Below are 22,077 nucleotides of genomic sequence, written 5' to 3'. Positions count from 1 at the left end.
GGTGGAAGGGGTGTGGGGGAGCGCGATCGTACGGTGTTCGCGGCACCGCTGTTCGCGTGTCGGGAGGCTTGCCCCGGAGGGTACATTTGCAGTGTGAGCCTCCTATCCGATCGCGAGATCCGCACCGAGATCGATGCCGGCCGCGTACGGCTGGACCCCTTCGACCCCGCCCTCGTGCAGCCGGCGAGCGTGGACGTGTGCCTCGACCGCTTCTTCCGCCTGTTCGACAACCACAAGTACTCGGTCATCGATCCGGCGCAGGACCAGCCGGAGCTCACGCGGGCGGTGGAGGTGGACCCCGGTGAGCCCTTCGTCCTGCACCCCGGCGAGTTCGTCCTCGCCTCCACTCTGGAGCTCGTCACGCTCCCGGAGGATGTCGCGGCCCGGCTCGAGGGCAAGTCCTCCCTGGGCCGGCTGGGCCTCCTCACGCATTCCACTGCAGGGTTCATCGATCCCGGCTTCTCCGGCCACGTCACGCTCGAGCTGTCCAATGTGGCGACCCTGCCGATCACGCTGTGGCCGGGAATGAAGATCGGCCAGCTGTGCTTCTTCCGCCTCTCCTCCCCGGCGGAGAGCCCCTACGGCACGGCCGGCAACCTCAATCGATACCAGGGGCAGCGCGGACCCACGGCCTCCCGTTCGCACCTCGACTTCTACCGGAGCCCCGCCGCGGAGACCGCGCCCGAGGCCGGGGCATGAGCGTCTCCGAGCGCGCCCGGGCGTTCTCCGGCTCCCACCTTCTGCTGCTCGACGCGGAGCTCGAGCCGCAGGACGTCGTGAGCCTCCTGCGCAATCTCCGCCCGGAGCTGCCTCCCGGCCGGCCGGTGCCGGGGGAGGCCGGTGCGCACTCCTACCGCATCACACGTCATTCCCAGCTCGTGGGCCCGTTCCCCGTGGACCGGGAGCTCAGCGCCGCGCTCTCCCTGCCGCCGGAGACGGCGGGTCTCTACGCGCTCGAGTGTCCGCGCGACCGTGAGCCCGTCCCTCCGCCCGCCTGGCTGCCTGACGTGGACGGACTGCATGAGTGCTTCCCGGCAGGGCTGCCGTGCAAGGAGGAGGGGCGCGTCCTCGACGAGCTCATCGCGGTGGCGCGGCGGCTGGGCCTCGTCATCCGCCTCGCGGACGAACCCTGGGCGGCTGAGGCCCGGCTCGACGACCCCGGTTCCGCCGGCGCATTCGCAGCCGGTCCCGGCGACGGTCTTGCGGACGCCGTGCGGGAGCCGCGCTTCCTGCGGCCGGATCCGGAGCTGACCCCCGGCCTCTTCGTCTACTCGGAGTACTGGCTCGACCCTCAGGTCCTGCTGGGCCGCATCGTGCGGGCTGCGCCGCAGGCCCGGCTGCCCCGCCCGCCGGCCGGCGCACACGCCACCGCCGAGAGCCGCGTGCGCACCGACGATCCGGTCGTGCTCGACGGCTATGCGATCGAGGTCCCGCTGGACGACGTGCTGGGCCCGCGGGCGGGCCGCATCGAGATCCAGGTGATGTTGGAGACGCAGCTGCCGGCCATCATCCGGGCGCACACCACGGGGGAGCAGATCGTGTACACCGTGCGCTGGGAGGATCCCGAGGGACTGGGGCGGCTGCCCACAGCGGACCCGGAGTTCGCGCGGATCCGCACCGCCGCGATCGGCGTCCTGGAGCGATGCGCGCGGGAGATCATGACCGCGGTCGCGGGTGCCGGCGTGGACGAGGCCGGCTTCCTGGTCTCCGCTCAGCAGCTCGGCGCGGCCTGACCGCCGCACCCTGGGCGGGGCCGTCTCGGCTGCCGGAAGCGCTCCCGCGGGGGCGGGGGAGTCTCCGCCCGAGGCCTCGGGCTCCGTGAGGAGGGCTATAGTCCTCCTCTCGTGCGGCTTGCTGCAACTCCGCGACCGCACTCTGAGACGAAGATTTATGCACACCGTCCGATCTGTGGAAAAATGGAGCCTGCGCGCGACGGAACCGACTGCTGAGGGGTGAGCTGATGACAGTGCTGCTCGGAGCTATGTTCCTTGCGGCGCTCGCGGCACCCCTGCTGTTCCGGCTGGTGGGGCGCACGGCCTTCGTGCTCCTCTCCCTCGTCCCCTTCGCGGGCTTCGCGTACTCGCTCTCCCTCCTCCCGGACGTGCTCCGGGACGACTTCTCCGCGCCCGTCGCAGAGTTGCGCTGGCTGCCGGAGCTGAGCATGTCCATGGCGCTGCGCATGGACTCCCTCGCCTGGATCTTCAGCCTCCTCGTCACGGCGGTGGGCGGCCTCGTGTTCGTCTACTGCGCACGCTACTTCGATGCGGACGAGGCGCGGCTGGCGCGGTTCGGCGGCGTCCTCATGGCGTTCGTCGGCATGATGTACGGCCTGGTCCTCGCCGACGAGCTGCTCACCCTGTTCCTCTTCTGGGAGGGCACCACGGTGTTCTCCTACCTGCTGATCGGCCAGTACGCCTGGCGGCAGCAGTCGCGGCGGGCCGCGCTGCAGGCGCTCATCGTCACGACGGCCGGCGGGCTGACGATGTTCGTGGGCATGATCCTGCTGGGCATCCTCTACGGCACCGGCAGCATCCCCGCGATCGTCGAGACCGGCTTCGACGGTGATCCGCTCACCGTGGTCGCCGTCCTCCTCATCCTCGTGGGCGCGGTGTCCAAGTCCGCGCTGGTCCCCTTCCACTTCTGGCTGCCCGGCGCCATGGCCGCTCCCACCCCGGTGAGCGCCTACCTGCACGCGGCGGCGATGGTGAAGGCCGGCGTCTACCTCGTCCTCCGCCTCGCGCCCGGCTTCGCGGACATGCCGGTGTGGCGGGAGGGCCTCGTGACCCTGGGCCTGCTCACCATGCTGATGGGCGGCTGGCAGGCGCTCAAGGAGACGGACCTCAAGCTCATCCTCGCCTACGGCACCGTCTCCCAGCTGGGATTCATGACGACGGTGTCCGCGTTCGGCTACCGCGACGTGACCACGGCCGCCCTCGCGCTCCTCCTGGGCCACTCCATGTTCAAGGCCACGCTGTTCCTGGTGGTGGGCATCATCGACCACCGGGCCGGCACGAGAGACCTCCGGAAGCTCTCCGGCTACGGCCGCGCCTACCCCCTCATCGCCGTCATGGGGATCATCGCCGCGGCCTCGATGGCCGGTCTGCCGCCCACCATGGGCTTCGTGGCCAAGGAGGCCGTCTACGGCACTCTGCTGGAGAACGGGTCCAAGCTGGGCATCATCGCGCTCATCGGCGTGTTCCTGGGCTCCGTCCTCACCGTCGCCTACTCCGCGCGGTTCGTCTGGGGCGCCTTCGCCGTCAAGCCCGGGGTGGAGCGATTCGAGCGCACCAAGCCGGACGGGCCGCTCTTCACCGCCGCTCCCGCGGTCCTCACGGTCGTCACGGTGGGTGCCGCCTTCGGCGCCTCCCTCATCGATTCGGTGGTCACCGCCTGGTCCCGCCACCTGCCTCTGGACCCCGCGGACGCCGCGCTCGCGGCTGCGGGCGAGCACACGCACGCCTACCACGTGGCGCTGTGGCACGGGTTCGAGCCGGCGCTGCTGCTCTCCGGGCTCACCCTCGCCGCGGGGCTGACGATGTTCGTCTTCCGCCGTCAGGTGAGCGTCTTCCAGGTGGCGCTGCCGGACGGCATCGACTTCCGCGCCGCCTACCGCAGCACCATCGCGCAGCTGGAGCGGTTCGCGTCCTTCGTCACGGCGCGCACCCAGCGCGGTTCCATGCCGTTCTACCAGGGCGTCATCTACGTCTTCTCCCTCGCGGCGCTGGGGATCGCGCTGCTGCTCAACGACACGTGGCCCTCCGGCTTCGTGTTCGCGGACAGCCCGCTGCAGATCTTCATCGCCGCCGTCATGATCCTCGCCGCCGTCGCGGCCACACAGATCGACAAGCGGTTCGCCGCCGTGGTGATCGTGGGCGTGACCGGGTACGCGATGGTGGCCTTCTTCGCGGTCCAGGGCTCCCCGGACCTCGCCCTCACCCAGATCCTGGTCGAATCCGTCACCCTCGCGGTGTTCGTCTTCGTCCTGCGCCGCCTGCCCGCCCGGATCGGCAAGCAGGAGGGCCGGCTCAACCCCTCGCTGCGCGCGCTCATCGCCGTCTCCTTCGGCGTCCTCATGGTGGTCGTCGCCCTCGTGGTCATGGGCGCCCGCGGGCACCTGCCCATCTCCGAGCTGTTCCCGGCGCTGGCCTACGAGGGCGGGCACGGTGAGAACATCGTCAACGTCACCCTCGTGGACATCCGCGGCTGGGACACCATGGGCGAGCTCTCCGTCGTCATCGCCTGTGCGATCGGCGTGGCCAGCCTCGTGTTCGTCAGCGGCCACGGCGAGGCCATCCAGCGGATCTCCGGGGCGCCGGGCGGTCGCCGCCGGTTCGCGGAGCCCGTGCTGGAGACCGTCTCCCTCCGCCGCGTGGGCGAGCCCGCGGACCCCGAGGCCGCCGCGATGCTCGCCAGACAGGGTCAGGAGACAGCGGAGGAGCGCCGGAACTCCTGGCTGCTCGCCGGCCGCACGCTGGCCCCGCACAACCGCTCGATCGTGCTCGAGGTCGCGGTGCGCCTCATGTTCCACGCCTTCCTCGTCTTCTCCGTCTACCTGCTGTTCGCCGGCCACAACCTGCCCGGCGGCGGCTTCGCCGGAGGGCTCGTGGCGGGCCTCGCCTTCGTCATCCGCTACCTCGCCGGAGGCCGGTACGAGTACGCCGAGGCCGTCCGCCTGCAGCCCGGCCCGGTCATGGGCGTGGGCATGGTGCTCGCGGCCGGCACGGCCGTGGCCGGCTATCTGTGGTCCGATTCCGCGCTCCAGTCGTTCTACGTGTCCACCGAGCTGCCGGTGCTGGGCTACGTGAGCTTCGGCTCGTCCACGATCTTCGACATCGGCGTGTACCTCGTGGTCATCTCGCTCATGGTGGGCGTGGTGCGCAGCCTGGGCGTGGAGGTCGACATCCAGCAGGAGCGGGACGAGGAGACCCTGGCGGAGAAGCTGCCGGGCACCGAGGACCCGGACAGGGACAAGAGGATCCGCGCCATCATGGGACGTGACCACCTGGACGTCGACGGCTCCTCCGCGGGAGGCCGGCTGTGACCCCTCCCCTCATCATGCTCGCGGCCATGGGCGTCATGTACGCCGCAGGCGTCTACCTCATGCTCGACCGCTCGCTCACCCGCGTGCTGCTCGGCTTCATGCTCGTGGGCAACGCCACCAACGTGCTCCTCCTGCTCACCGCGGGGCCTCCCGGCGGCGCGCCGCTCACGGACGGCGTCGACCTCTCCACGGAGGGCATGCTGGATCCGCTCCCGCAGGCGCTCATCCTCACCGCCATCGTCATCACCTTCGGCATCACGGCCTTCCTGCTGGCGATGATCTACCGGTCCTGGCGCTTCGTCCGCGACGAGACCCTCCAGGACGACCTCGAGGACGTGCGGGTGGCGCTCGAGCGCTCCCGCGAATCCGGGGACGAGGCCGGCACGAGCGGCGAGTACGACGACACGGAGTTCGGCGACGAGGCGACGGACCCGGTGGAGGACCATCCGCTGGACCTCGACCGGGACTCCACCCCGCAGGTGCGCGCCGCGCTCCGCGAGGCGGCGACGGCGGAACCGGAGCCCGGCGGCAGGACAGACGGCGGGGGGACCGAGTTCTCCGGGGACGTGGGTGAGGCCGCGGCACCCGGCGCGGCCTCGGGTGCGGCCCCCGCACCGGAACCCGGCACCGCAGACGACGAGACGAGCGAAGGAGGACGGGCATGAGCGCACTCCTCGGTCAGCTCCTCGCCCTGCCCGTCATCCTGCCGCTGCTGGCGGCCGCGGCGACGCTGATCTTCCAGCGGCATCCGCGGGTGCAGCTCGTCATCACCGCCGTCACGCTCTCGCTCACCACGGCGCTGTCGATCCTCCTGCTCATCGGAGTCGACTACCACGGCACGCAGGTGCTCGCGGTGGGCGGCTGGGCGCTGCCGTGGGGCATCGCGCTCGTGGCGGACCGGCTGGCGGTGCTCATGCTGGTGGTCTCCTCGATCGTCACGCTCGGCGTGTACATCTACGCGGCCGGACAGGAGATGGCGGAGACGGAGCAGTCGGACGACACGCCCGTCTCCATCTTCAACCCCGCCTACCTCATCCTCTGCGCGGGCGTGTCCAACGCCTTCCTCGCCGGCGACCTGTTCAACCTCTACGTGGGCTTCGAGATGCTGCTCGCGGCCTCCTACGTGCTGCTGACCCTGGGCGCGACCACCGCGCGCATCCGTGCGGGCGTGACCTACATCGTCATCTCGCTCGTGTCCTCGGTGCTGTTCCTGTCCGCCATCGCCCTCATCTACGGCGCCACCGGCACCGTCAACATGGCCCAGCTGGCCGGGCGGCTGAGCGAGCTGCCGGTGGACATCCAGCTCATCCTGCACATCAGCCTGCTGCTGGGATTCGGGGTGAAGGCGGCGGTGTTCCCGCTCTCGTTCTGGCTGCCGGACTCCTACCCCACCGCACCGGCGCCGGTGACGGCGGTGTTCGCCGGCCTGCTGACCAAGGTGGGCATCTACGCGATCATCCGCACGGAGACCGTGCTGTTCTCCACCTCCAGCCTGCGCGTGCCGCTGCTCATCATCGCCGGTCTCACGCTCATCGTGGGCATCCTCGGCGCCATCGCGCAGTCGGACATCAAGCGCATGCTGTCCTTCACGCTGGTCTCGCACATCGGCTACATGCTGTTCGGCGTGGCGATGGGCACGGTGGAGGGCGTGCACGCGGCGATCTACTACACCCTGCACCACATCGTGGCGCAGACGGCGCTGTTCCTCGCGATCGGCCTCATCGAGATGCGGGGCGGGTCCACCTCGCTGCGGAAGCTGGGCGGCCTGTCCGTGCTGGCGCCCGTCGTGAGCATCTTCTATCTCATCCCCGCGCTCAACCTCGCGGGCATCCCGCCGTTCTCCGGTTTCATCGGCAAGGTGGCGCTGTTCGACGCCGGCTTCCACACGCGAGACTGGCTGGTCGTCGTGCTCATCGTCGCGGGCACCCTCACCTCGCTGCTCACGCTGTACGTGATCGGCAAGTCCTGGAACGTGGCGTTCTGGCGCGAGCCCGCGGAGGCGGAGGACCCCACCCCGGCGCTCGTGGAGGAGGCGGCGGAGCGCAAGACCGCCCTCATGCACGGTGAGCGGTGGAAGCCGTCCGTGCGGATGCCCTCGCTCATGATGGTGGCGACCGCCGGGATGGTCGTGGTGTCCTGTATGCTCACCGTCCTCGCCGCACCGCTGTGGGAGGTGTCCGGACGCGCCGCGGAGAACCTGCGGGGTGCCGGCACGTACTCGTCCGCCGTGCTCGGCTCCGATCCCGCGCAGGGTGCCTCCGAGGGCCGGTCCGCGGACGCCGGTGCGGGTGCCGGGAGCTCCGGCGAGGACGGGGCCGCCGAGGCCGGTGAGGGCACCGGTCCTGCTGAAGCCGCCCACGCAGAAGGGGGGAAGCCGTGATGCCGCACCGTCTCCGGCGCCGCCAGGGCTTCGTCGAGGCCGTCCTCTACATCGCCGTCCTCGTGGTCGTCTGGGTGTTCCTCTGGGACAGCGTGAGCGTCCTCACTGTCCTCACCGGGCTCGTCGTGGCGCTGGGCGTGACCCGTCTGTTCTACCTGCCGCCCATCGAGCTGTCCGGCCGGATCAACGTGCTCTACGGCGCCTGGTTCGTCGTCTGGTTCTGCGCGCACGTGCTGGCGGCCTCGTTCCAGGTCGCGTGGCTGAGCTTCCGGCCCAAGCCGGTGGCCGCCGGCTCCGTCGTGGCGGTGGACCTCGCGACGCGTTCGGACCTGCTCATCACCCTCGTGACGATGGTGAACGGCCTCATCCCCGGTTCGCTCGTCATCGAGATCGACCGTGCACGCGCCGTCGTCTTCGTCCACGTGCTCAACTGCGCGGACGAGGAGGAGATGGAGAACGCCCGGAGGCAGACGCACCGGATCGAGCACCTGCTCATCTGCACGCTAGGCTCCCCGCACGACGTGCAGGCGCTCAACGAGGCGCGCGAGGCCAAGGGTCTGCCGCCCGTGCTGGAGAGCCGGACCATCCGCGCCCGTGCGCTGCGGGCCAAGCTCGCACGCCAGGTGAAGGAGGGCGCATGACCACGGCCTTCGGAAACCTCGCCGGCGACTACAGCTCGGGCACCCTCGTGCTGGTGTCCGCGGCCGTGGGGATGCTGTTCTTCGCCGCCGCGGTCCTCTCCGTCGTCCGCATCATCAAGGGGCCCTCGATCCTCGACCGGATGATCGCGACGGACGTGCTGCTCGCCACCATCATGTGCGGTCTGGGCGGGTTCGCGGCGGTCTCCGGACGGACGGACGTGCTGCCGGTGATGCTCGTCATCGCGATGTTCGGCTTCGTGGGGTCCGTGAGCGTCTCCCGCTACGTCTCCCGCTCGGACATGCGCACGACGCCCCGCACCCGCCGTGCGCGCCGCCGTGACACGGGCAGCCAGGCGCTGCGCGCCTCGGGCGCCCTTCCCCAGGTGAAGGACGCGGCCACGCGTGAGGACGAGATCCGCCACGCGGAGACGGGACAGGCCGGAGCCGAGGTCCAGGCCAGCGGCCTCGGGGAGCTCGCGGGCCGCCCGGACGCCGGAGCGCGGGCGAACGACCCCGGCACCGCCGCGGAGCGGGAGCCGCAGGAAGGCAGCGCGCCCCGGGAAGGCAGCGCGGCGGAAGGGAACGGTGAGCGCGCATGATCCAGGACACGATCACACTCGTGATGATCGCGGGCGCGGGGCTGCTCTCGCTCGCCGCCGCCGTGGGTGCGCTGCGGTTCCCCGATCTCCTCTCGCGCATGCACGCGGCCTCCAAGCCGCAGCTGTTCGGGCTGGTGCTCGTGATGTTCGCGGTGACGGTGCAGGTGTTCCAGTGGGGCCCCATCTCCACCATGCTGCTCATCGTCCTCTTCCAGCTCTTCACGGTGCCGGTGGCCGCACACATGGTGGGCCGAGCCGGTTATCGTACCAAGCATCTGCGTCGGTCTATGCTGTATCGCGACGAGCTGTCCGACGCCGTGTCGCGTGCGCAGGCCCGTGAGGTGGCCGAACGCGAACGCGGGGACAAGGAACGGGCAGACGAGGGGAAGCACACCGCATAGGGCTCCCGCGTCCGGACGCACCGGGTCTCTCCGGCCGGGCCGGAGCCCCAGACGAAGGCGAGGCTGGACGCCACGATGACGAGCCAACCCACAACCGGGAACGGCGGGACGAGTCCGCTCGTCCTCGTCGCTGACGACGAACCGGACGTCCTGGGCGCGGTGGTGCCCTTCCTCGAACGCTCGGGCTTCCGGGTGATCGCGGCCTCGGACGGCATGCTGGCCCTCGACGAGATCCGGCGGCACAGACCCGATGCCTGCGTCCTCGACGTGCTCATGCCCGGTGCCGACGGGCGTGAGGTCCTGCGCACGCTGCGCCGCGAGGAGAACTGGGTCCCCGTCGTCCTGCTCACCCAGGTGGGCGAGGCGGTGGAGCGGGCCATGGCTCTGGAGGAGGGCGCGGACGACTACCTCAACAAGCCGTTCGACCCCCATGAGCTCGTCGCGCGGGTGCGGGCGGTGCTGCGACGCACACGGAACGACGGCCCGCCGCTCGCGACCGCCACGATGCTCCTCTCCACCTTCGGCCTGCGGCTGGACAGGGTGGGCCGCCGCGCCTGGCTGGGCGAACGGGAGCTCGTCATCACGCCCAAGGGCTTCACACTCCTCGAGTACCTCATGGTCCACCAGGGCGAGCTCGTGGAGCGTGCGCGGCTGCTGGAGGTGCTGTGGGGGTTCGACGACGTCGTGGGCACCCGTGCGGTGGACTCGCGGGTGGCGGAGCTGCGGCGGGTGCTGGGGGAGGACGCCTCGGAGCCGCGCTGGATCGCGACCGTCCCGGGCCGCGGCTACCGGTTCGTGGCGGAGGTCAGGGGAGCGGACGCGCAGCGATGAACAGCTACATAGTCGTCGAGGTCCGTGCGTGGCTTCTCATCGTGCTGGTGCTGGTGGTGTGCGCCGCTCTCGCGGTGGGCGGATGGCTGCTGTGGCGCTGGATCGTGCGCAGCCGCGCGGCCGTCACGGAGGAGGAGCGCCGGCGCGTGGAGGAGGACGCGGTGCAGCGGCGCAACCGCATGCTCGTGCGCCTCGACCACGAGCTGAAGAACCCGCTCACGGCGCTGCGCACCTCCGTCGCGACGGTGCGCGGCGCCGTCGAGGACGCGAACCCGGATCCGCAGATCGTCGGGCCCGCGGTCCGGCAGATCGATTCCTCCGCCCGGCGGGTGGCCCGCCTGCTCGCGGACCTGCGGAAGCTGGCGGACGTGGAGACGCGCTCCATCGCCTTCCAGCGCGTGGACATGGACCGGCTCATCCACCAGGCCGTGGAGGACGCGCGGACCGCGCCGGGCGCCGAGGACCGGATGATCGTCGCGACGGTCGCCCGGGCCCCCTGGAAGCTGCCCGAGGTCGCGGGCGAGGAGGATCTGCTGCTCTCCGCGATCCTCAACCTGCTGGGGAACGCGATCAAGTACTCGGCGGACACGGACACCGTGGAGCTGCGCGCCAACGAGCAGATCATCGACCACCACCGCTGGGTGGTCGTCGAGGTGGCGGACACCGGCTCCGGCATCCCGGTGGATGAGCAGACCCGTGTGTGGGACGAGCTGCAGCGCGGGTCCAAGGTGCGCGCCGTGGCCGGCTCCGGGATGGGGCTGTCGCTGGTGCGCGCGATCATCGCCCGGCACGGCGGCACCGTGGAGCTGTTCAGCCAGGAAGGCGTCGGCACCTCGGTGCGCCTCGTGCTGCCGGTGATGGGCGACGCCCCGCAGAGCGGCCGGGGCGGCGCGCAGGTGCCGGGAGCGGACATGGCGCACGTGGCCGCGGGCTCCCGTGCCGTGCGGCCGTTCCAGGAGCAGAGGGGCCGGGTGGGCAGCGGTGCGCCGCAGTTCCTGCCGCCGCGCGAGCTCAGCCAGGACGAACGGCGATTCATGGGGACGCCGCGCCGGGGATCCCGCCGCCGCATCCAGACGATCGACGGTGCACTCGTGGACACCAGCACGGGTGAGTCGCTGGGCGGTCCGGGGTTCGACTCCGGACCGTACCGCAAGTTCAAGCCTCCGGTGGGTCCGCAGGCTCAGGGTCAGCAGGGCCAGGGCTCGCAGGGCCAGGGTTCACAGGGCCAGGGTTCACAGGGCCGAGGTCCGCAGCCGGCACCGCAGCCGGGGCAGCCGCCGCAGCCTTCGGGGCCTGAGCAGTCTCCGACCCCCGGCGGTGCACGTCCTGACGGCGAAGGGCGGCGCTGATGTCCGTGCTCAGGCGGGGTGCGCTGGCCGTGGGGGCGGCCTCGGCGGCGGTCATGCTGACGGGCTGCGGTCTGGTGGGCGTGCGCGTGGCGACCGGGGACGGCGGCCCGGTGCGGATCAGTGCGCAGACCACCCAGGGGCCGGAACCGGTGATCGAGGAGACGGAGGGGCCCTCGACGGAGGGGATGGAGCAGCTCAGCCTCTCGCTGGGCTCCTCCTGCCCCGCCCGTGTGTCGCTCTACGCGCCCGAGGACTGGACCGGCAGCACCTCCGGCGGCTCCTACTACGGGATGCCCGTGGACGCCGGCATCGACGCTGCGGGGGTGAGCGTGTACTGCACCACCAGCTTCGGCGATTCTGCGGCGGAGGGGGTGGACAGCTCTCGCAGCTACCAGTTCAGCGACAGGGACACGCAGATCGTGGTGGAGAAGACGAGCCCGGCCGGCGAGGGCTACTACTGGGCGTACCAGGCGGAGCTGGGCGAGGAGGAGCCCCTGTACAAGGGCGAGCCCACCACCGTGATGGGGGTCATCGCGCACTACCCGGTCTCCGGCCAGCTCTACCAGGTGAACGTCACCTTCAGCTTCGCCTCCGACGATCAGCAGACGCGCGAGTACGCGGCCGCCTCGCTGTCGCACCTCACGGTGGAAGGCGCTTCCATCGCTGCACCCGCCTGGGACATGGGCGGCTGAGCGCAGCGCGTGTCGCCGCCGCGAGCCGCCGCGAGCCGGACCCGCGAACCTGCTTGGCCACCCACGTATAGGTGCGCGGCTGCGACGGTGTCAGGGGTGGCGAGAACGCCGGGCCCGGAAACACGGCTTCCCGCCCACGCACGCGTGGGCGGGAAGCTGACTGTGCGGTGCTTCCGGTGCAGAACGACTGCGTGTGATGCGTGTGGATGGTTTTCCACAGATCTTCTTATGTCTATTGAGCGGTAGAAGCCGGTAAAGCATGATCCATGCATGTACGTGTTCTTGGACCGAGCCATGCTGGACACGCTGGGGTACAGGGATGCGGCTCTGCGCAGGGCGCTGCAGTGCTGCCTCGTCCGTGTGCGCCGCGACCGCTACACCTTCACCCGGCGCTGTGAGGAGGAGGCACACGCCTCCCTGCAGCGATATGCGGTGGACGAGGGGCTCACCCTCGCGGCGGATCAGCCGGGGCTGCTGGGTGACATCGAACGACTGCGGCGCGGGGTCGCTGCGATCCGCGGCCGGCAGCCGGTCGGCTCGGTGCTCTCGCACACTGCGGCGGCTCTCGTGCATCAGCTGCCGCTGGTGACGGTGAGGGAGAAGGCGGTGGAACTCATCGTGCCCGGGCGCTCGCGGCGGCGGAACGGGCTGCGTGTGCGGGATCGCCGGCTCCCGGCGGGCCATGTCGAGGAGAACGGCGGCTACCGTGTGACCACGCCAGCGCGCACGGTGGCAGACATCGCCCGTGATCATGGCCTGGAGCTGGCTGTCCCCATGCTCGACCTTCTGCTTGCGAGGGAAGAAGACGCAGAGGGCGGCGCAGCGTCTGCGATGAGGAGAGCGGTCGAGGCGGCGGCATCTGTCTACGCCACCCCGGCGGCGCGGGGGAGTGCGGCGAAGGTGCTTGCTCAGGCAGACGAGAGGAGGGAGTCGCCGGCCGAATCCCTGTGTGCAGTGCGGTTCTTCCAGCATGCGCTCACCGGTTTCGAACCGCAGGCGGAGATCCGCGGCGGGGACGGGGATCTCGTCGCCCGCGTCGACTTCCTCCACAGGGGTGCGCGGCTGATCGTCGAGGTGGACGGTCTGAGCAAGTACACCGCGGACGGGAACGACCGCGATGTGAGCTTCCGCGCGGAGCGCGAGCGGGAGTACGCCCTCCGCAACCTCGGATACATGGTCGTCCGCCTCACGTGGAAGGATCTGTTCCGCGCGGTGCCGTTCGAGAGGATCCGCGACGCCCTCGTACAGCGCGAGAGGCTCGCGGAGCGCGACGGCCTCGTGACGCGTTGACTGCGTGGTGAAGCGCGAGGGCGTGCTGGAGCGCGCAGGTCTCGTGAATCGTGAGGCAGTGGTGGAGCGTGAGGGTTTCGCGGAGCGCCGACGGGGTGGTGGGCCCCGAAATGTGCGGAACCGTCCGCGTATGTGTGGGTGGCTGCGCGGGTTCCCGGGGTGACGGATGCGCTCGGCCCGGAAACGCGTCGTCCCGCCCACGTATAGGTGGGCGGGAAGGCACCTACGCGGTGTGGGCCCTCGTCGCGTCGTGCGGGTGCGGCGCCACTGCGAAGCACCCGCCACGTCCCCGAGCGCACTCCGGCGCCGCGTCAGCTTCCGGCTGCGTGGCTCCGCAGGGCGGTGACCTCCGTGCTCAGCCCGTGCAGGTACGCGCCGATGTCCGGGACCGCGGAGAGCACGGTGTAGCCCATGTCCAGCGCCGCGGTGGCCAGGGGGCGTGCCGGGGAGAAGATCCCGGCCGCCTTGCCCGCGGAGCGTGCGGCCTCGGCCACGGTGCGCAGCGCGTCGAGGAGCTCCGGCGCGTCCCACTGCCCCGGCACCCCCAGGTTGGTGGAGAGGTCCAAGGGCCCCACGAACAGCACGTCCACGCCGTCCACGGCGGCGATGTCCGCGGCGGCGGCCACGGCCTCGGGCGTCTCGATCTGCGGGAGGAAGACGGTGGAGGCATTGGCCTCGGCCTGTGCTGCGGCTGCGTCCCCGCCGCGGTAGAGGTCGTGCGCGAGGCCGAACGCGGAGCCGCGCACGCCCACCGGCGGGAACTTCATCCACGAGACGATCTCACGGGCCTCCTCCGCGCTGGAGACCCACGGCATCATGATCCCTTCCGCTCCGGCGTCCAGGGCGGTGCTGACGAGGTCCTTCTGCGGCCCCGCGACCCGGACGAAGGAGGCGATCGGCTCCCTGCGGGAGACCGCGAGCGAGGCCCGGATCGCGTCCAGCGACCAGCCGGTGTGCTCGAGATCGTAGAGGATCCAGTCCGCTCCCGCCCGGGCGGCCAGCGCGCCCACTCCGGCGGTGGCGAACTCGAGGGTGAACGTGCCCAGCTGCGGTGTGCCTGCGGCCAGCGCCGCGCGGAAGCTCTCAGTCGTCATCCGGCCACGATAGCCGCGCCGGCCGCCGCGACGGCGGCGGCTTCTCGATCCGTGGGATGCTGGGGGCATGGACGCTCTGCTACTCATCGACACGACCGCCCCGGCCTTCTCCGCTGATTCCCCTGCGGCGCTGGCAGACCTCCTGGCCCGTGCCCGAGGCGTGGGCGGGGTGATCCTCCACGTCGCCGGCAGCGCGGTGGAGGCCGCCGGCGACGGGGGCGCGGGTGCCGTCGATGGGCCGCACGGCGACGGTGCGCGAGGCCGCGGACCGGACGGTGCCGAGGGGGCGCCGGGAGCTGCCGCGGACGGGCCCGCGGAGTTCCGCAGCGTGTACGCGGACGCGGAGGACGGCGACGAGGAGGAGACGGGTCCGGTCGCTCCGGTCATCGACACCGTCTACGGCACGGGAGAGGACGAACTCGTGCTCGTCTCCGAGGCTCCGGACGCCTTCGAGGGCGTCGAGGAGCTGGCCGAGGGTCTGGACGACCTCGGCGTGGACCGGCTCATCGTGGCCGGCGGCGACGGCCGCGGCGCCGTCTACCAGACCTCCATGGCCGCTCTCGTGCTGGGATTCGAGGTGGTGCTCGCCGGCGACGCCGTGCGCACACCGGAGGGCGGGCAGGTGGACTGGCTCGCAGACGCCGAGGACGCGGGCGCCGTCGTGAAGCCTGCCGGGGACGTCTGGCTCAAGATGTGACCCTGCCGGCCGCGGACGCGGTACGACGAAGCGGCCCGGATCCGCATGGATCCGGGCCGCTTCACGGCTCCTGCCCCGTGTGGGGCGCTCAGCCGGGAGACTCCGTCAGCCGGTGCCGTTCATCCGGTCCGTGCTGATCAGGCCGGTGACTCAGGCGAGTGCGCCGGCCTTCCAGTCGTCGACGAAGTCCTGGTTGTCCTCGACCCATTCGGCGACGGCCTCCTCCGGGTCCTCTCCGCCGTAGTGCTCGTCGGAGAACATGATGTTCTCGAGGCTGGCGAGGTGCTCGTCGTCGAAGACGAAGTTCTTCACCAGCTGGAAGACCTCGGGGTTCTCCTCGCTGAAGCCGCTCCGAGCGAAGCTGTAGATGAGCTCCGCGTCGCCCATCGCGCCCTCGGGATCCTCGAGATCGCGGACGGGGAAGGCATCGTAGGCCCAGTGCGGACGCCACAGCGTGACGAGCACGTTCTCATCGGCATCGGTGGCCGACTTCAGCTCAGCGAGCATCGCCGGAGTCGAGGAGATCTTGAAGTCGTAGTCGTCGAGACCGTAGGTGGGGATGGCCGATTCCTCGGTCTGCTGGGTCAGGCCCGCACCCGCTTCGATGCCGTAGATGGTGCCGCCGTAGTCGTCGACCATGTCGGGCAGGTCGGCGATCGACTGCGCAGGGGAATCCTCGTTGACCGCCAGGGTCAGCTTGGCATTGTCGTACCAGCAGCCTGCGGCCTCGATGTCGTCCCCGTACTGGTTGAGGTAGTCGGCATGGGTGATCGGCAGCCAGGTGTCCATCGCGAAGTCGATGTCACCCTGCGCGAGGGCGGTGTATCCGGGGCCCGCCTCGAACGCTTCCACGTTGACGGTGTAGCCCTCGTCCTCGAGCACGTTCTCTGTGAGATAGGCGACGGCGAAGGACTCGTCCCAGCCGTTGTACGCGCCGATCGTGATGTTCTTGTTCTCGTCCGCTGCGACATCAGCCTCGGCCGAATCCTGGCCCGGGGTGCAGTTGGTCCAGTCCGTGCCGCCCTCCTCGGCGGCGGGTGCCTCCGACTGCTGCTGGCCGGCCTCGGTCTCACCGCAGGCGGTGAGTGCGAGCGCGCTGACGGCCAGCGCACCGGTGAGTGTCATGAGCTTGCGGGTCTTCATCGCTGTTGACCTTTCTTCTCGGGTTGTTCAGGTATGTCACGCCGAGGCGCGCTTGGCGCGCTCGAGCGGGGTCTTGTTGCCCAGGCCGCCGGTCACGCGGTCCAGGTAGACGGCCAGCAGCACCACTGCCAGGCCGGACTCGATGCCGACGCCCACATTCAGGCGGCTGATGGCTCCCACCACTTCGCCGCCGAGGCCGCCGGAGCCGGCCATGCCGGCGAGGACGACCATCGAGAGCGCGAGCATGATGACCTGGTTGATGCCGGCCATGATGGTGGGCATCGCCAGCGGCAGCTGGATCTTGCGCAGGATGTGACCGGGGCTCGCGCCGAATGCCTGGCCGGCCTCGACGGTCTCCCGGTCGACCTGCCGGATGCCCAGCTCCGTGAGACGCACGCCCGGGGGCAGGGAGAAGATGATGGTCGCGATGGCGCCGGGCACGATGCCCACACTGAACATCACGATGGCGGGGACCAGGTAGGCCAGCGCCGGCATCGCCTGCATGAGGTCGAGGACCGGCTTCACGATCATGGAAACGACGGGCGACTTCGCAGCCCAGATGCCCACGGGGATCGCAATGATGAGGGCGATCACCACGGCGACCACGACCATCGAGAGCGTCGCCATCGCGTTCTCCCACTGGCCGAGCGCGTAGATCACGTAGAACCCGATGACCGTGTAGACCGCGACCTTCCAGCTAGCGGCGAGCCAGGCGAGGGCTGCGAAGAGGAGGATCATGAGGATCGTGAGCAGCGCCTTCATCACGGACGAGTCCGCGATCATCTCCTTCTCCACGAGGATCCCGGGGAAGGAGAGGATGAGGAAGAGGAACTCGTAGGTCTCCTGCAGGACGACCGAGATCCCGTCGAGCAGCCAGCCGAAGACGCTCTGGATCCAGCTGATGAACGAGTCCGCCCACTGGCCGAGCGGAATGCGTGGGAAGAGGAACCACATGGCTCAGGCTCCCTTCTGGTCGTCGGACGTGGCTGATGCGGAGGCGCTCTCCTGCGCCTCGTCCTCGGTCTCGCCGTGCACCGAGGCGGCGATGCCGGGCTTGGCGTCCGGGGCCTCGGCCTCGGCGGCACGGGACTCGTCCGTGACCTCGTCCTGCGGCTCCACGGTGGCCGGCAGCTGGCTGACGGCCGGCAGCTCACCGGTCTCCGGCGAGAGGTGGGCCATCGAGTCGAGCAGCGCCACACGGGGCACGATGCCCAGCAGACGGTTGTCGTCATCCACCACGGCCAGCGGCACGCGCGCACCGGCGGACGGTGCGAAGAGCTCGGAGAGCGGGGTGTCCGGCTTGACGGTGAGGATGCCCTCGGTCTCCGTGATGTCCGTGAGCGTGTCGACGCCCTCACGTGCGGCGCGGACCACGGCGCGGTCGGAGACCGTCCCCAGGAGATGACGGGTGCGGTCGACCACGAAGAGGCCGGTCACGCGCTCGCGCTCGAAGAGGCGCATGGCGTAGCGCGGGCCCGCGGAGTGGGTCACCACCGCGTGGGTGTCCTGCATGATCGAGGAGGCCGTCAGCACGCGGGTGCGGTCGACGTCCTGGACGAAGTTCGCCACGTAGTCGTCCGCAGGCCGGGTGAGGATGTCCTCGGCGTCTCCGATCTGGGCGATGCGGCCGTCGCGCATGACGGCGATGTGGTCGCCCAGGTACATGGCCTCGTTGAGGTCGTGGGTGATGAAGACGATCGTCTTGTTGAGCTTGCTCTGCAGCTCGACGAGCTGGTCCTGCATCTCACGGCGGATCAGCGGGTCGAGGGCGGAGAAGGCCTCGTCCATGAGGAGGATGTCCGTCTCCGCGGCCAGCGCGCGGGCGAGGCCCACGCGCTGCTGCATACCGCCGGAGAGCTGGCCGGGGTACTTGTCGCCCCAGCCGCTCAGGCCCACGGTGTCCAGCCAGGCGTCGGCGCGCTCCAGGCGTTCCCGGGGGCCCACGTCCTGGAGTTCGAGGCCGTAGGCGGCGTTCTCCCGGACCGTGCGGTGCGGGAGGAGGGCGAAGTGCTGGAACACCATCGAGATGTGGTCGCGGCGGACCTGACGCAGCTGCGAGCCGCTCATCTTGGAGATGTCCTTGCCGACGATCTCCATGGAGCCGTCGGAGACGTCCCAGAGACCGTTGATCATGCGGATGAGCGTGGACTTGCCGGAGCCGGAGAGCCCCATGACCACGAAGATCTCGCCCTCGGCCACCTCGAAGCTCGCATCGATGACCGCGGCCGTGCCGAGCTCGGCAAGATCCTTGCGGTCTTCACCCGCCTTGAGGCGCTTGACTACTTCTCTCTCATGCCGGCCGAAGACCTTGTAGACATGAGATGCGCGGACTACTGCCACAGTGGCCGTATCCTTTCCTGTCGACTTCTGCGGAGGCGGTTGGCGGATGCGCGGTTCGCTGAGGAGCGGCGCATCCGGCCCCTGCTGCCGGATCGCGAACTCACCATTCCATCAACCTCCGTGGATGAATCGCAGGCCGCGTCGGAGGATCGCTCCGCCGACGTCCGGCGGCGGGACGTCACCGCCCTGCCTGAGAGCGAGCCTAACGCTCACCCTGTGGAAGACCTTGTTGATATCTTGTGGAGTTCCGTTCTCCGCTTGTGCACGGAGCGTTCGATTGCCGCGCTGACCTGCGGAGATGCAGGTCACGGGTGCGTTACTGGATTGTTAGTCGCGGCTCACCGATTCCGCAGGTCAAGCCCAGTGCGGGCACAGGATCCGCGGTGCGGCGCAATGGTCCCTGCCCGGTAGAGTCGGTGGCATGAGGCCACTTCCGTTCGCACCCCTCGCGGTGCCCGCGATCATCGCGCCGCTGACGGGCGGCAGCGCCGAGGCCGTGGCCGCGCAGGCCGCCGCAGCCGGGTCGGAGCCCGGCGTGGACGTGCTGGAGTGGCGCGTCGATGCGCTGCTCGAGGCGCAGGATGCGTGGGGTGTGCGGTCATCGCGGGCCGCACGTGCAGTGGTGGAGGGATTCGAGGCCGCCACGCTGCCGGGCCTGCCCGTGCTCGCGACCTTCCGCAGTGAGGCGGAGGGCGGTGAGTGTCCCCTCGAGGTCTACTTCGAGCTCGTGGCGGCGCTCATGGGCGTGGCGGCACCGGACGACCGCGGCGGGATGGTGTCGCCGTCCGCTGTGGACGTGGAGATCGCCCGCGACGGTGCGCTCGAGCTCATCGGCGCGGCACGGGAGACCGGGGTGGCGGTGGTGGCCTCCTCGCACGAGTGGGAGGCCACTCCGCCGGCGGAGGAGATCCAGGCGCGGCTGCACCGGATGGCGGCTGCGGGTGCGGACGTCGCGAAGATCGCGGTGATGCCGCAGACGATGGAGGACGTCTTCGGCCTCATGCAGGCGACCCATGCGGCCTCGGAGGCGCTCGCGATCCCGGTCATCGGGATCGCGATGGGCGAGCGGGGCAGGCTCACCCGCCTCTGCGCGGCGGAGTTCGGCTCAGCGGCGACCTTCGCGACGGTGGGCGCGGCCTCGGCGCCGGGGCAGATGACGGCGGCGCAGGTCGCCGCCGTGCGTCAGGCGCTGGGCCGCTGAGCCCGAAACGCTGAGCCCGGCCCTCCCCGGAGCCCGCGTGCCCGGGCCGCTCTGAGCTGCGGGCGCGCGGAACCCCGTGCGCAGAGGGGCGCCCGGCGGCGGATGAACCGGACCGGAGTCATGGGTGCGGGAACCCCGTGCGCAGAGGCGGCCTCGGGCGATGGCGTGCCGCTGGGGCTGTCAGTCCGGTGCCGGGCGGCTCAGTCCCGCGCGGCCTGGACCAGGCGCATCTTCTTGGGCAGGGCCTCCTCGCCGAACCTGCTGCGGACGGCCTGTGCGGCGAACCGCTGCACCGTCAGCTGGACGACGGCGATGCCCACGCCGGAGACGACGGTCCACGCGATCGCCTCGCCGAGGCCCACCTCGCTGTTCGCGGGGTTGTCCGGCACGGGGCGGTGGGTGGACTTCTCCCACACCGCGCCGAGGGCCTTGCGCGTGGCGATGGCCGCCAGCGCCGCTCCGCCGGTGCCGAGGATCTGCCAAGCGAGCTTGTTCATGGAGTGTCTCCTTACGATGAGGCTGCGGATGCGCGCGGACTCCGCGCGGGTGCTCGTCTCAGCCTAACGTCAGCGGGCGCGGATCCACGCGTGCATGCGTGCGGTGAGTTCGCTCTGCGCGGGCAGGTCCGTGCCGTCGAGGCCGAGGATCGGCACGGCGGTGCGGACGGAGGAGACCATCCACGCGCCGTCGGCGGCGAGGACGTCCTCCACGCTCAGATCCGTGTACCCGGTCTTCCACCCCTCCTCCTGCGCTCCGGCGAAGACGGCGCGCTGGGTGGTGCCGTGCAGCAGGCCCGCGCGCGGATCTGGGGTGAGCAGCGTGTCCCCGCGACGGATGACGAGAGTGGAGTTGGGCCCCTCGAGCACCACGCCGTCGTGGGAGACGAAGAGCGCCTCGTCGGCGCCGCGGGCGCGAGCTTCGCGGGAGGCGGCCTCGTTGACGGCGTAGGAGAGCGTCTTGGCACCCACCAGCAGCCACGGTGCGGACTCGCCGATGTAGGCGGGATAGCCGCGGTCGACGGTCACGGCGCGGATGCCGTCCGCCCGCTGCGCCTTCTGCGCCGCCGTGACGGAGGCGGAGAAGACCCAGCCGTGCGCGCCGGTGGACACCCCCGCCGCCCGCAGCGCCTCCGCGTCCGCGTGGGAGTCGAGGCCGCGGGACATCGCATAGCGCACCGCGAACTCGTCCGCGTCCCCCAGCGTCGCCTCGACCACCGTGCTGATCGCCTTGTCGAAGAGCTCGCGCGGGGGCGCGGGCAGGGCGAGGGCCTGGGCCGAGGCCCGGAACCGTGCGAAGTGCAGATCCGCTCCGTGCACGCGGGGTGCGCCCGAGGCCGGGTCGACGGTGACGAGGGCGGTCTCGAAGATCCCCTCGCCGCGGTGGACGGTGAGGTCCTCGACGGGGAGGTGCGCGGCGGCGAGGTCGTGCGGGACGACCGCGCCGGCGTCGAAGTCGATGAGTGCGAGCGCGTACGGCATGAGCGCAATCCTATTCCCGCGCCGGCGGTGTGCGCGGATGCCGTGGCGGGTCCGCCGATGCCGTGCCAGGTGCGCGGATGCCGTGCCAGGTGTGCGCGGCGTGGACAGCCCGCCCCGCACGCCGCTGCACCTCATGCCCCCGCGCCCGTGTCAGCCGCGCAGCGCCTCACCCGCCCAGGCGCCGATCCCGTCGACGAGGTCCGCGCCCTCACGCAGCACGCCGTCCGCGTGGAGGAACCCGTGCGGCGTCCCGGGGAAGTCCCACTGCGTGACCGGCACGCCCGCCGCGCGGAGCCTGTCCGCCAGTGCCAGGTCCTCGTCGCGCAGCACATCCGCCCCGGCGGTCGCGAGGAGTGTGGGCGGCAGGCCGCCCAGCTCCGCCCGGCCCACGGAGGCCAGCGGCGAGCGGCGCTCCTCGCCCGGTGCGTAGCAGTCCCAGTAGAAGGCCATGCGCTCGGCCGTGAGGCCGCAGCCCGCACCGAAGTCCGCGTAGCTCGCGGTGTCCTGCCCCGCGTCCGTCACCGGGTAGACGAGTGCGAGTGCGGCGGGGGAGGGGGCCTCGGGCGCGGCCCAGCTGAAGGGCGCGTGCGTCCCCGCTGCCGGCGCGGGGATCTCGAACTCCGTCCGGTCGCGGAGCGCCAGTGCGGTGGCGAGTGCGAGGTTGCCGCCGGCGGAGTCGCCCGCCAGTCCCACCCGCAGCGGGTCCAGCCCCAGGCCGGCGGCGTGCTCCGTGACCCAGGCGTAGGCGGCGAGGCAGTCCGTGAGCGGAACGGGGAAGGGGTGCTCCGGCGCCTTCTGCGGGGTGGCGATGACCACGGCGCATCCCGCGGCGTTCGCGATCGCCCGGCTCGCGCTGTCCGCCAGGTCCGCGTTGCCCGTCACCCAGCCCCCGCCCGGCAG

21 protein-coding genes are annotated in these 22,077 nt (G+C 71.0%); 14 read left to right on the top strand and 7 right to left on the bottom strand.

Annotated elements, in window-relative coordinates:
* The first annotated feature begins 93 nt into the window (after positions 1 to 93).
* The 12 genes from dcd to Q0A33_RS10290 all read left to right on the top strand — a co-directional run bounded on the left by dcd (position 94) and on the right by Q0A33_RS10290 (position 13,224).
* On the top strand, positions 94 to 699 hold the full coding sequence (gene dcd / locus Q0A33_RS10345) for a dCTP deaminase (RefSeq protein ID WP_291795948.1): 606 nt from the start codon (positions 94 to 96) through the stop codon (positions 697 to 699).
* Positions 696 to 1,733: a hypothetical protein gene (locus tag Q0A33_RS10340; protein WP_291795945.1), complete on the top strand. Its 1,038-nt coding sequence runs from the start codon at positions 696 to 698 to the stop codon at positions 1,731 to 1,733. The genes dcd and Q0A33_RS10340 overlap by 4 nt, the downstream gene beginning before the upstream one ends.
* A gap of 227 nt (positions 1,734 to 1,960) precedes the next feature.
* Positions 1,961 to 5,041: a Na+/H+ antiporter subunit A gene (locus tag Q0A33_RS10335; protein ID WP_291795942.1), complete on the top strand. Its 3,081-nt coding sequence runs from the start codon at positions 1,961 to 1,963 to the stop codon at positions 5,039 to 5,041.
* Positions 5,038 to 5,706 (top strand): Na(+)/H(+) antiporter subunit C, encoded by a 669-nt coding sequence (locus Q0A33_RS10330; RefSeq protein WP_291795939.1) that lies wholly within the window; start codon positions 5,038 to 5,040, stop codon positions 5,704 to 5,706. Before Q0A33_RS10335 ends, Q0A33_RS10330 begins: the two co-directional genes overlap by 4 nt.
* Positions 5,703 to 7,421 (top strand): Na+/H+ antiporter subunit D, encoded by a 1,719-nt coding sequence (locus tag Q0A33_RS10325; RefSeq protein WP_291795936.1) that lies wholly within the window; start codon positions 5,703 to 5,705, stop codon positions 7,419 to 7,421. The genes Q0A33_RS10330 and Q0A33_RS10325 overlap by 4 nt, the downstream gene beginning before the upstream one ends.
* Positions 7,421 to 8,062: a Na+/H+ antiporter subunit E gene (locus tag Q0A33_RS10320; protein WP_291795933.1), complete on the top strand. Its 642-nt coding sequence runs from the start codon at positions 7,421 to 7,423 to the stop codon at positions 8,060 to 8,062. The genes Q0A33_RS10325 and Q0A33_RS10320 overlap by 1 nt, the downstream gene beginning before the upstream one ends.
* Positions 8,059 to 8,661: a monovalent cation/H+ antiporter complex subunit F gene (locus Q0A33_RS10315; protein WP_291795930.1), complete on the top strand. Its 603-nt coding sequence runs from the start codon at positions 8,059 to 8,061 to the stop codon at positions 8,659 to 8,661. Before Q0A33_RS10320 ends, Q0A33_RS10315 begins: the two co-directional genes overlap by 4 nt.
* Positions 8,658 to 9,062, top strand: coding sequence for a monovalent cation/H(+) antiporter subunit G (gene mnhG / locus Q0A33_RS10310; RefSeq protein WP_291795927.1), 405 nt, complete (start codon positions 8,658 to 8,660; stop codon positions 9,060 to 9,062). Before Q0A33_RS10315 ends, mnhG begins: the two co-directional genes overlap by 4 nt.
* Before the next feature lie 75 nt (positions 9,063 to 9,137).
* The gene (locus tag Q0A33_RS10305; RefSeq protein ID WP_291795925.1) at positions 9,138 to 9,893 is read left to right on the top strand and encodes a response regulator transcription factor; all 756 of its coding nucleotides are present in this window, start codon (positions 9,138 to 9,140) and stop codon (positions 9,891 to 9,893) included.
* Positions 9,890 to 11,242, top strand: a complete 1,353-nt coding sequence (locus Q0A33_RS10300) for a HAMP domain-containing sensor histidine kinase (RefSeq protein ID WP_291795922.1) — start codon at positions 9,890 to 9,892, stop codon at positions 11,240 to 11,242. Before Q0A33_RS10305 ends, Q0A33_RS10300 begins: the two co-directional genes overlap by 4 nt.
* On the top strand, positions 11,242 to 11,934 hold the full coding sequence (locus Q0A33_RS10295) for a hypothetical protein (protein ID WP_291795919.1): 693 nt from the start codon (positions 11,242 to 11,244) through the stop codon (positions 11,932 to 11,934). The genes Q0A33_RS10300 and Q0A33_RS10295 overlap by 1 nt, the downstream gene beginning before the upstream one ends.
* 270 nt (positions 11,935 to 12,204) lie before the next feature.
* A complete protein-coding gene (locus Q0A33_RS10290) occupies positions 12,205 to 13,224 on the top strand; it encodes a hypothetical protein (protein WP_291795916.1) in 1,020 nt (339 codons plus the stop codon).
* 311 nt (positions 13,225 to 13,535) lie between these two features.
* Here the strand turns inward: Q0A33_RS10290 and Q0A33_RS10285 are convergent, their stop codons facing one another.
* Complete coding sequence (locus Q0A33_RS10285) at positions 13,536 to 14,318, bottom strand: aldolase/citrate lyase family protein (RefSeq protein ID WP_291795913.1); 783 nt, start codon at positions 14,316 to 14,318, stop codon at positions 13,536 to 13,538.
* Between the two features lie 67 nt (positions 14,319 to 14,385).
* On the opposite strand from Q0A33_RS10285, the gene Q0A33_RS10280 reads away from it, so the two are divergent.
* Positions 14,386 to 15,015 (top strand): isochorismatase family protein, encoded by a 630-nt coding sequence (locus Q0A33_RS10280; RefSeq protein ID WP_291795910.1) that lies wholly within the window; start codon positions 14,386 to 14,388, stop codon positions 15,013 to 15,015.
* 150 nt (positions 15,016 to 15,165) lie between these two features.
* On the opposite strand, the gene Q0A33_RS10275 is transcribed toward Q0A33_RS10280, so the two are convergent.
* Genes Q0A33_RS10275 through Q0A33_RS10265 form a run of 3 tightly spaced genes read right to left on the bottom strand, consistent with a single transcriptional unit; the run spans position 15,166 to position 18,498 of the window.
* Positions 15,166 to 16,158, bottom strand: coding sequence for a glycine betaine ABC transporter substrate-binding protein (locus tag Q0A33_RS10275; protein WP_291795907.1), 993 nt, complete (start codon positions 16,156 to 16,158; stop codon positions 15,166 to 15,168).
* A gap of 36 nt (positions 16,159 to 16,194) precedes the next feature.
* Positions 16,195 to 17,112, bottom strand: a complete 918-nt coding sequence (locus Q0A33_RS10270; protein ID WP_291795904.1) for an ABC transporter permease subunit — start codon at positions 17,110 to 17,112, stop codon at positions 16,195 to 16,197.
* A 3-nt stretch (positions 17,113 to 17,115) separates the two neighbouring features.
* On the bottom strand, positions 17,116 to 18,498 hold the full coding sequence (locus tag Q0A33_RS10265; RefSeq protein WP_291795901.1) for a glycine betaine/L-proline ABC transporter ATP-binding protein: 1,383 nt from the start codon (positions 18,496 to 18,498) through the stop codon (positions 17,116 to 17,118).
* A 421-nt stretch (positions 18,499 to 18,919) separates the two neighbouring features.
* On the opposite strand from Q0A33_RS10265, the gene aroD reads away from it, so the two are divergent.
* Positions 18,920 to 19,699 carry a type I 3-dehydroquinate dehydratase gene (gene aroD, locus Q0A33_RS10260; protein WP_291795898.1) on the top strand — a complete coding sequence of 260 codons (780 nt, stop codon included), beginning with the start codon at positions 18,920 to 18,922 and terminating at the stop codon, positions 19,697 to 19,699.
* Between the two features lie 200 nt (positions 19,700 to 19,899).
* Here aroD and Q0A33_RS10255 read toward each other — a convergent pair whose 3' ends face one another.
* From Q0A33_RS10255 to Q0A33_RS10245, 3 genes are all read right to left on the bottom strand, one after another.
* Positions 19,900 to 20,196 carry a DUF4235 domain-containing protein gene (locus Q0A33_RS10255; protein WP_291795895.1) on the bottom strand — a complete coding sequence of 99 codons (297 nt, stop codon included), beginning with the start codon at positions 20,194 to 20,196 and terminating at the stop codon, positions 19,900 to 19,902.
* 69 nt (positions 20,197 to 20,265) lie between these two features.
* On the bottom strand, positions 20,266 to 21,177 hold the full coding sequence (locus Q0A33_RS10250; RefSeq protein WP_291795892.1) for an aminotransferase class IV: 912 nt from the start codon (positions 21,175 to 21,177) through the stop codon (positions 20,266 to 20,268).
* A 150-nt stretch (positions 21,178 to 21,327) separates the two neighbouring features.
* A partial coding sequence (locus tag Q0A33_RS10245) for an alpha/beta hydrolase (RefSeq protein ID WP_291795889.1) occupies positions 21,328 to 22,077 on the bottom strand: 750 nt, incomplete at its 5' end.

Origin of the sequence: Brevibacterium sp. (assembly GCF_022712115.1) — a bacterium.
Classification (GTDB): domain Bacteria; phylum Actinomycetota; class Actinomycetes; order Actinomycetales; family Brevibacteriaceae; genus Brevibacterium; species Brevibacterium salitolerans.
Note: the sequence above shows the minus strand (reverse complement) of the source record. Positions and strands in the feature narration are given on the sequence as shown.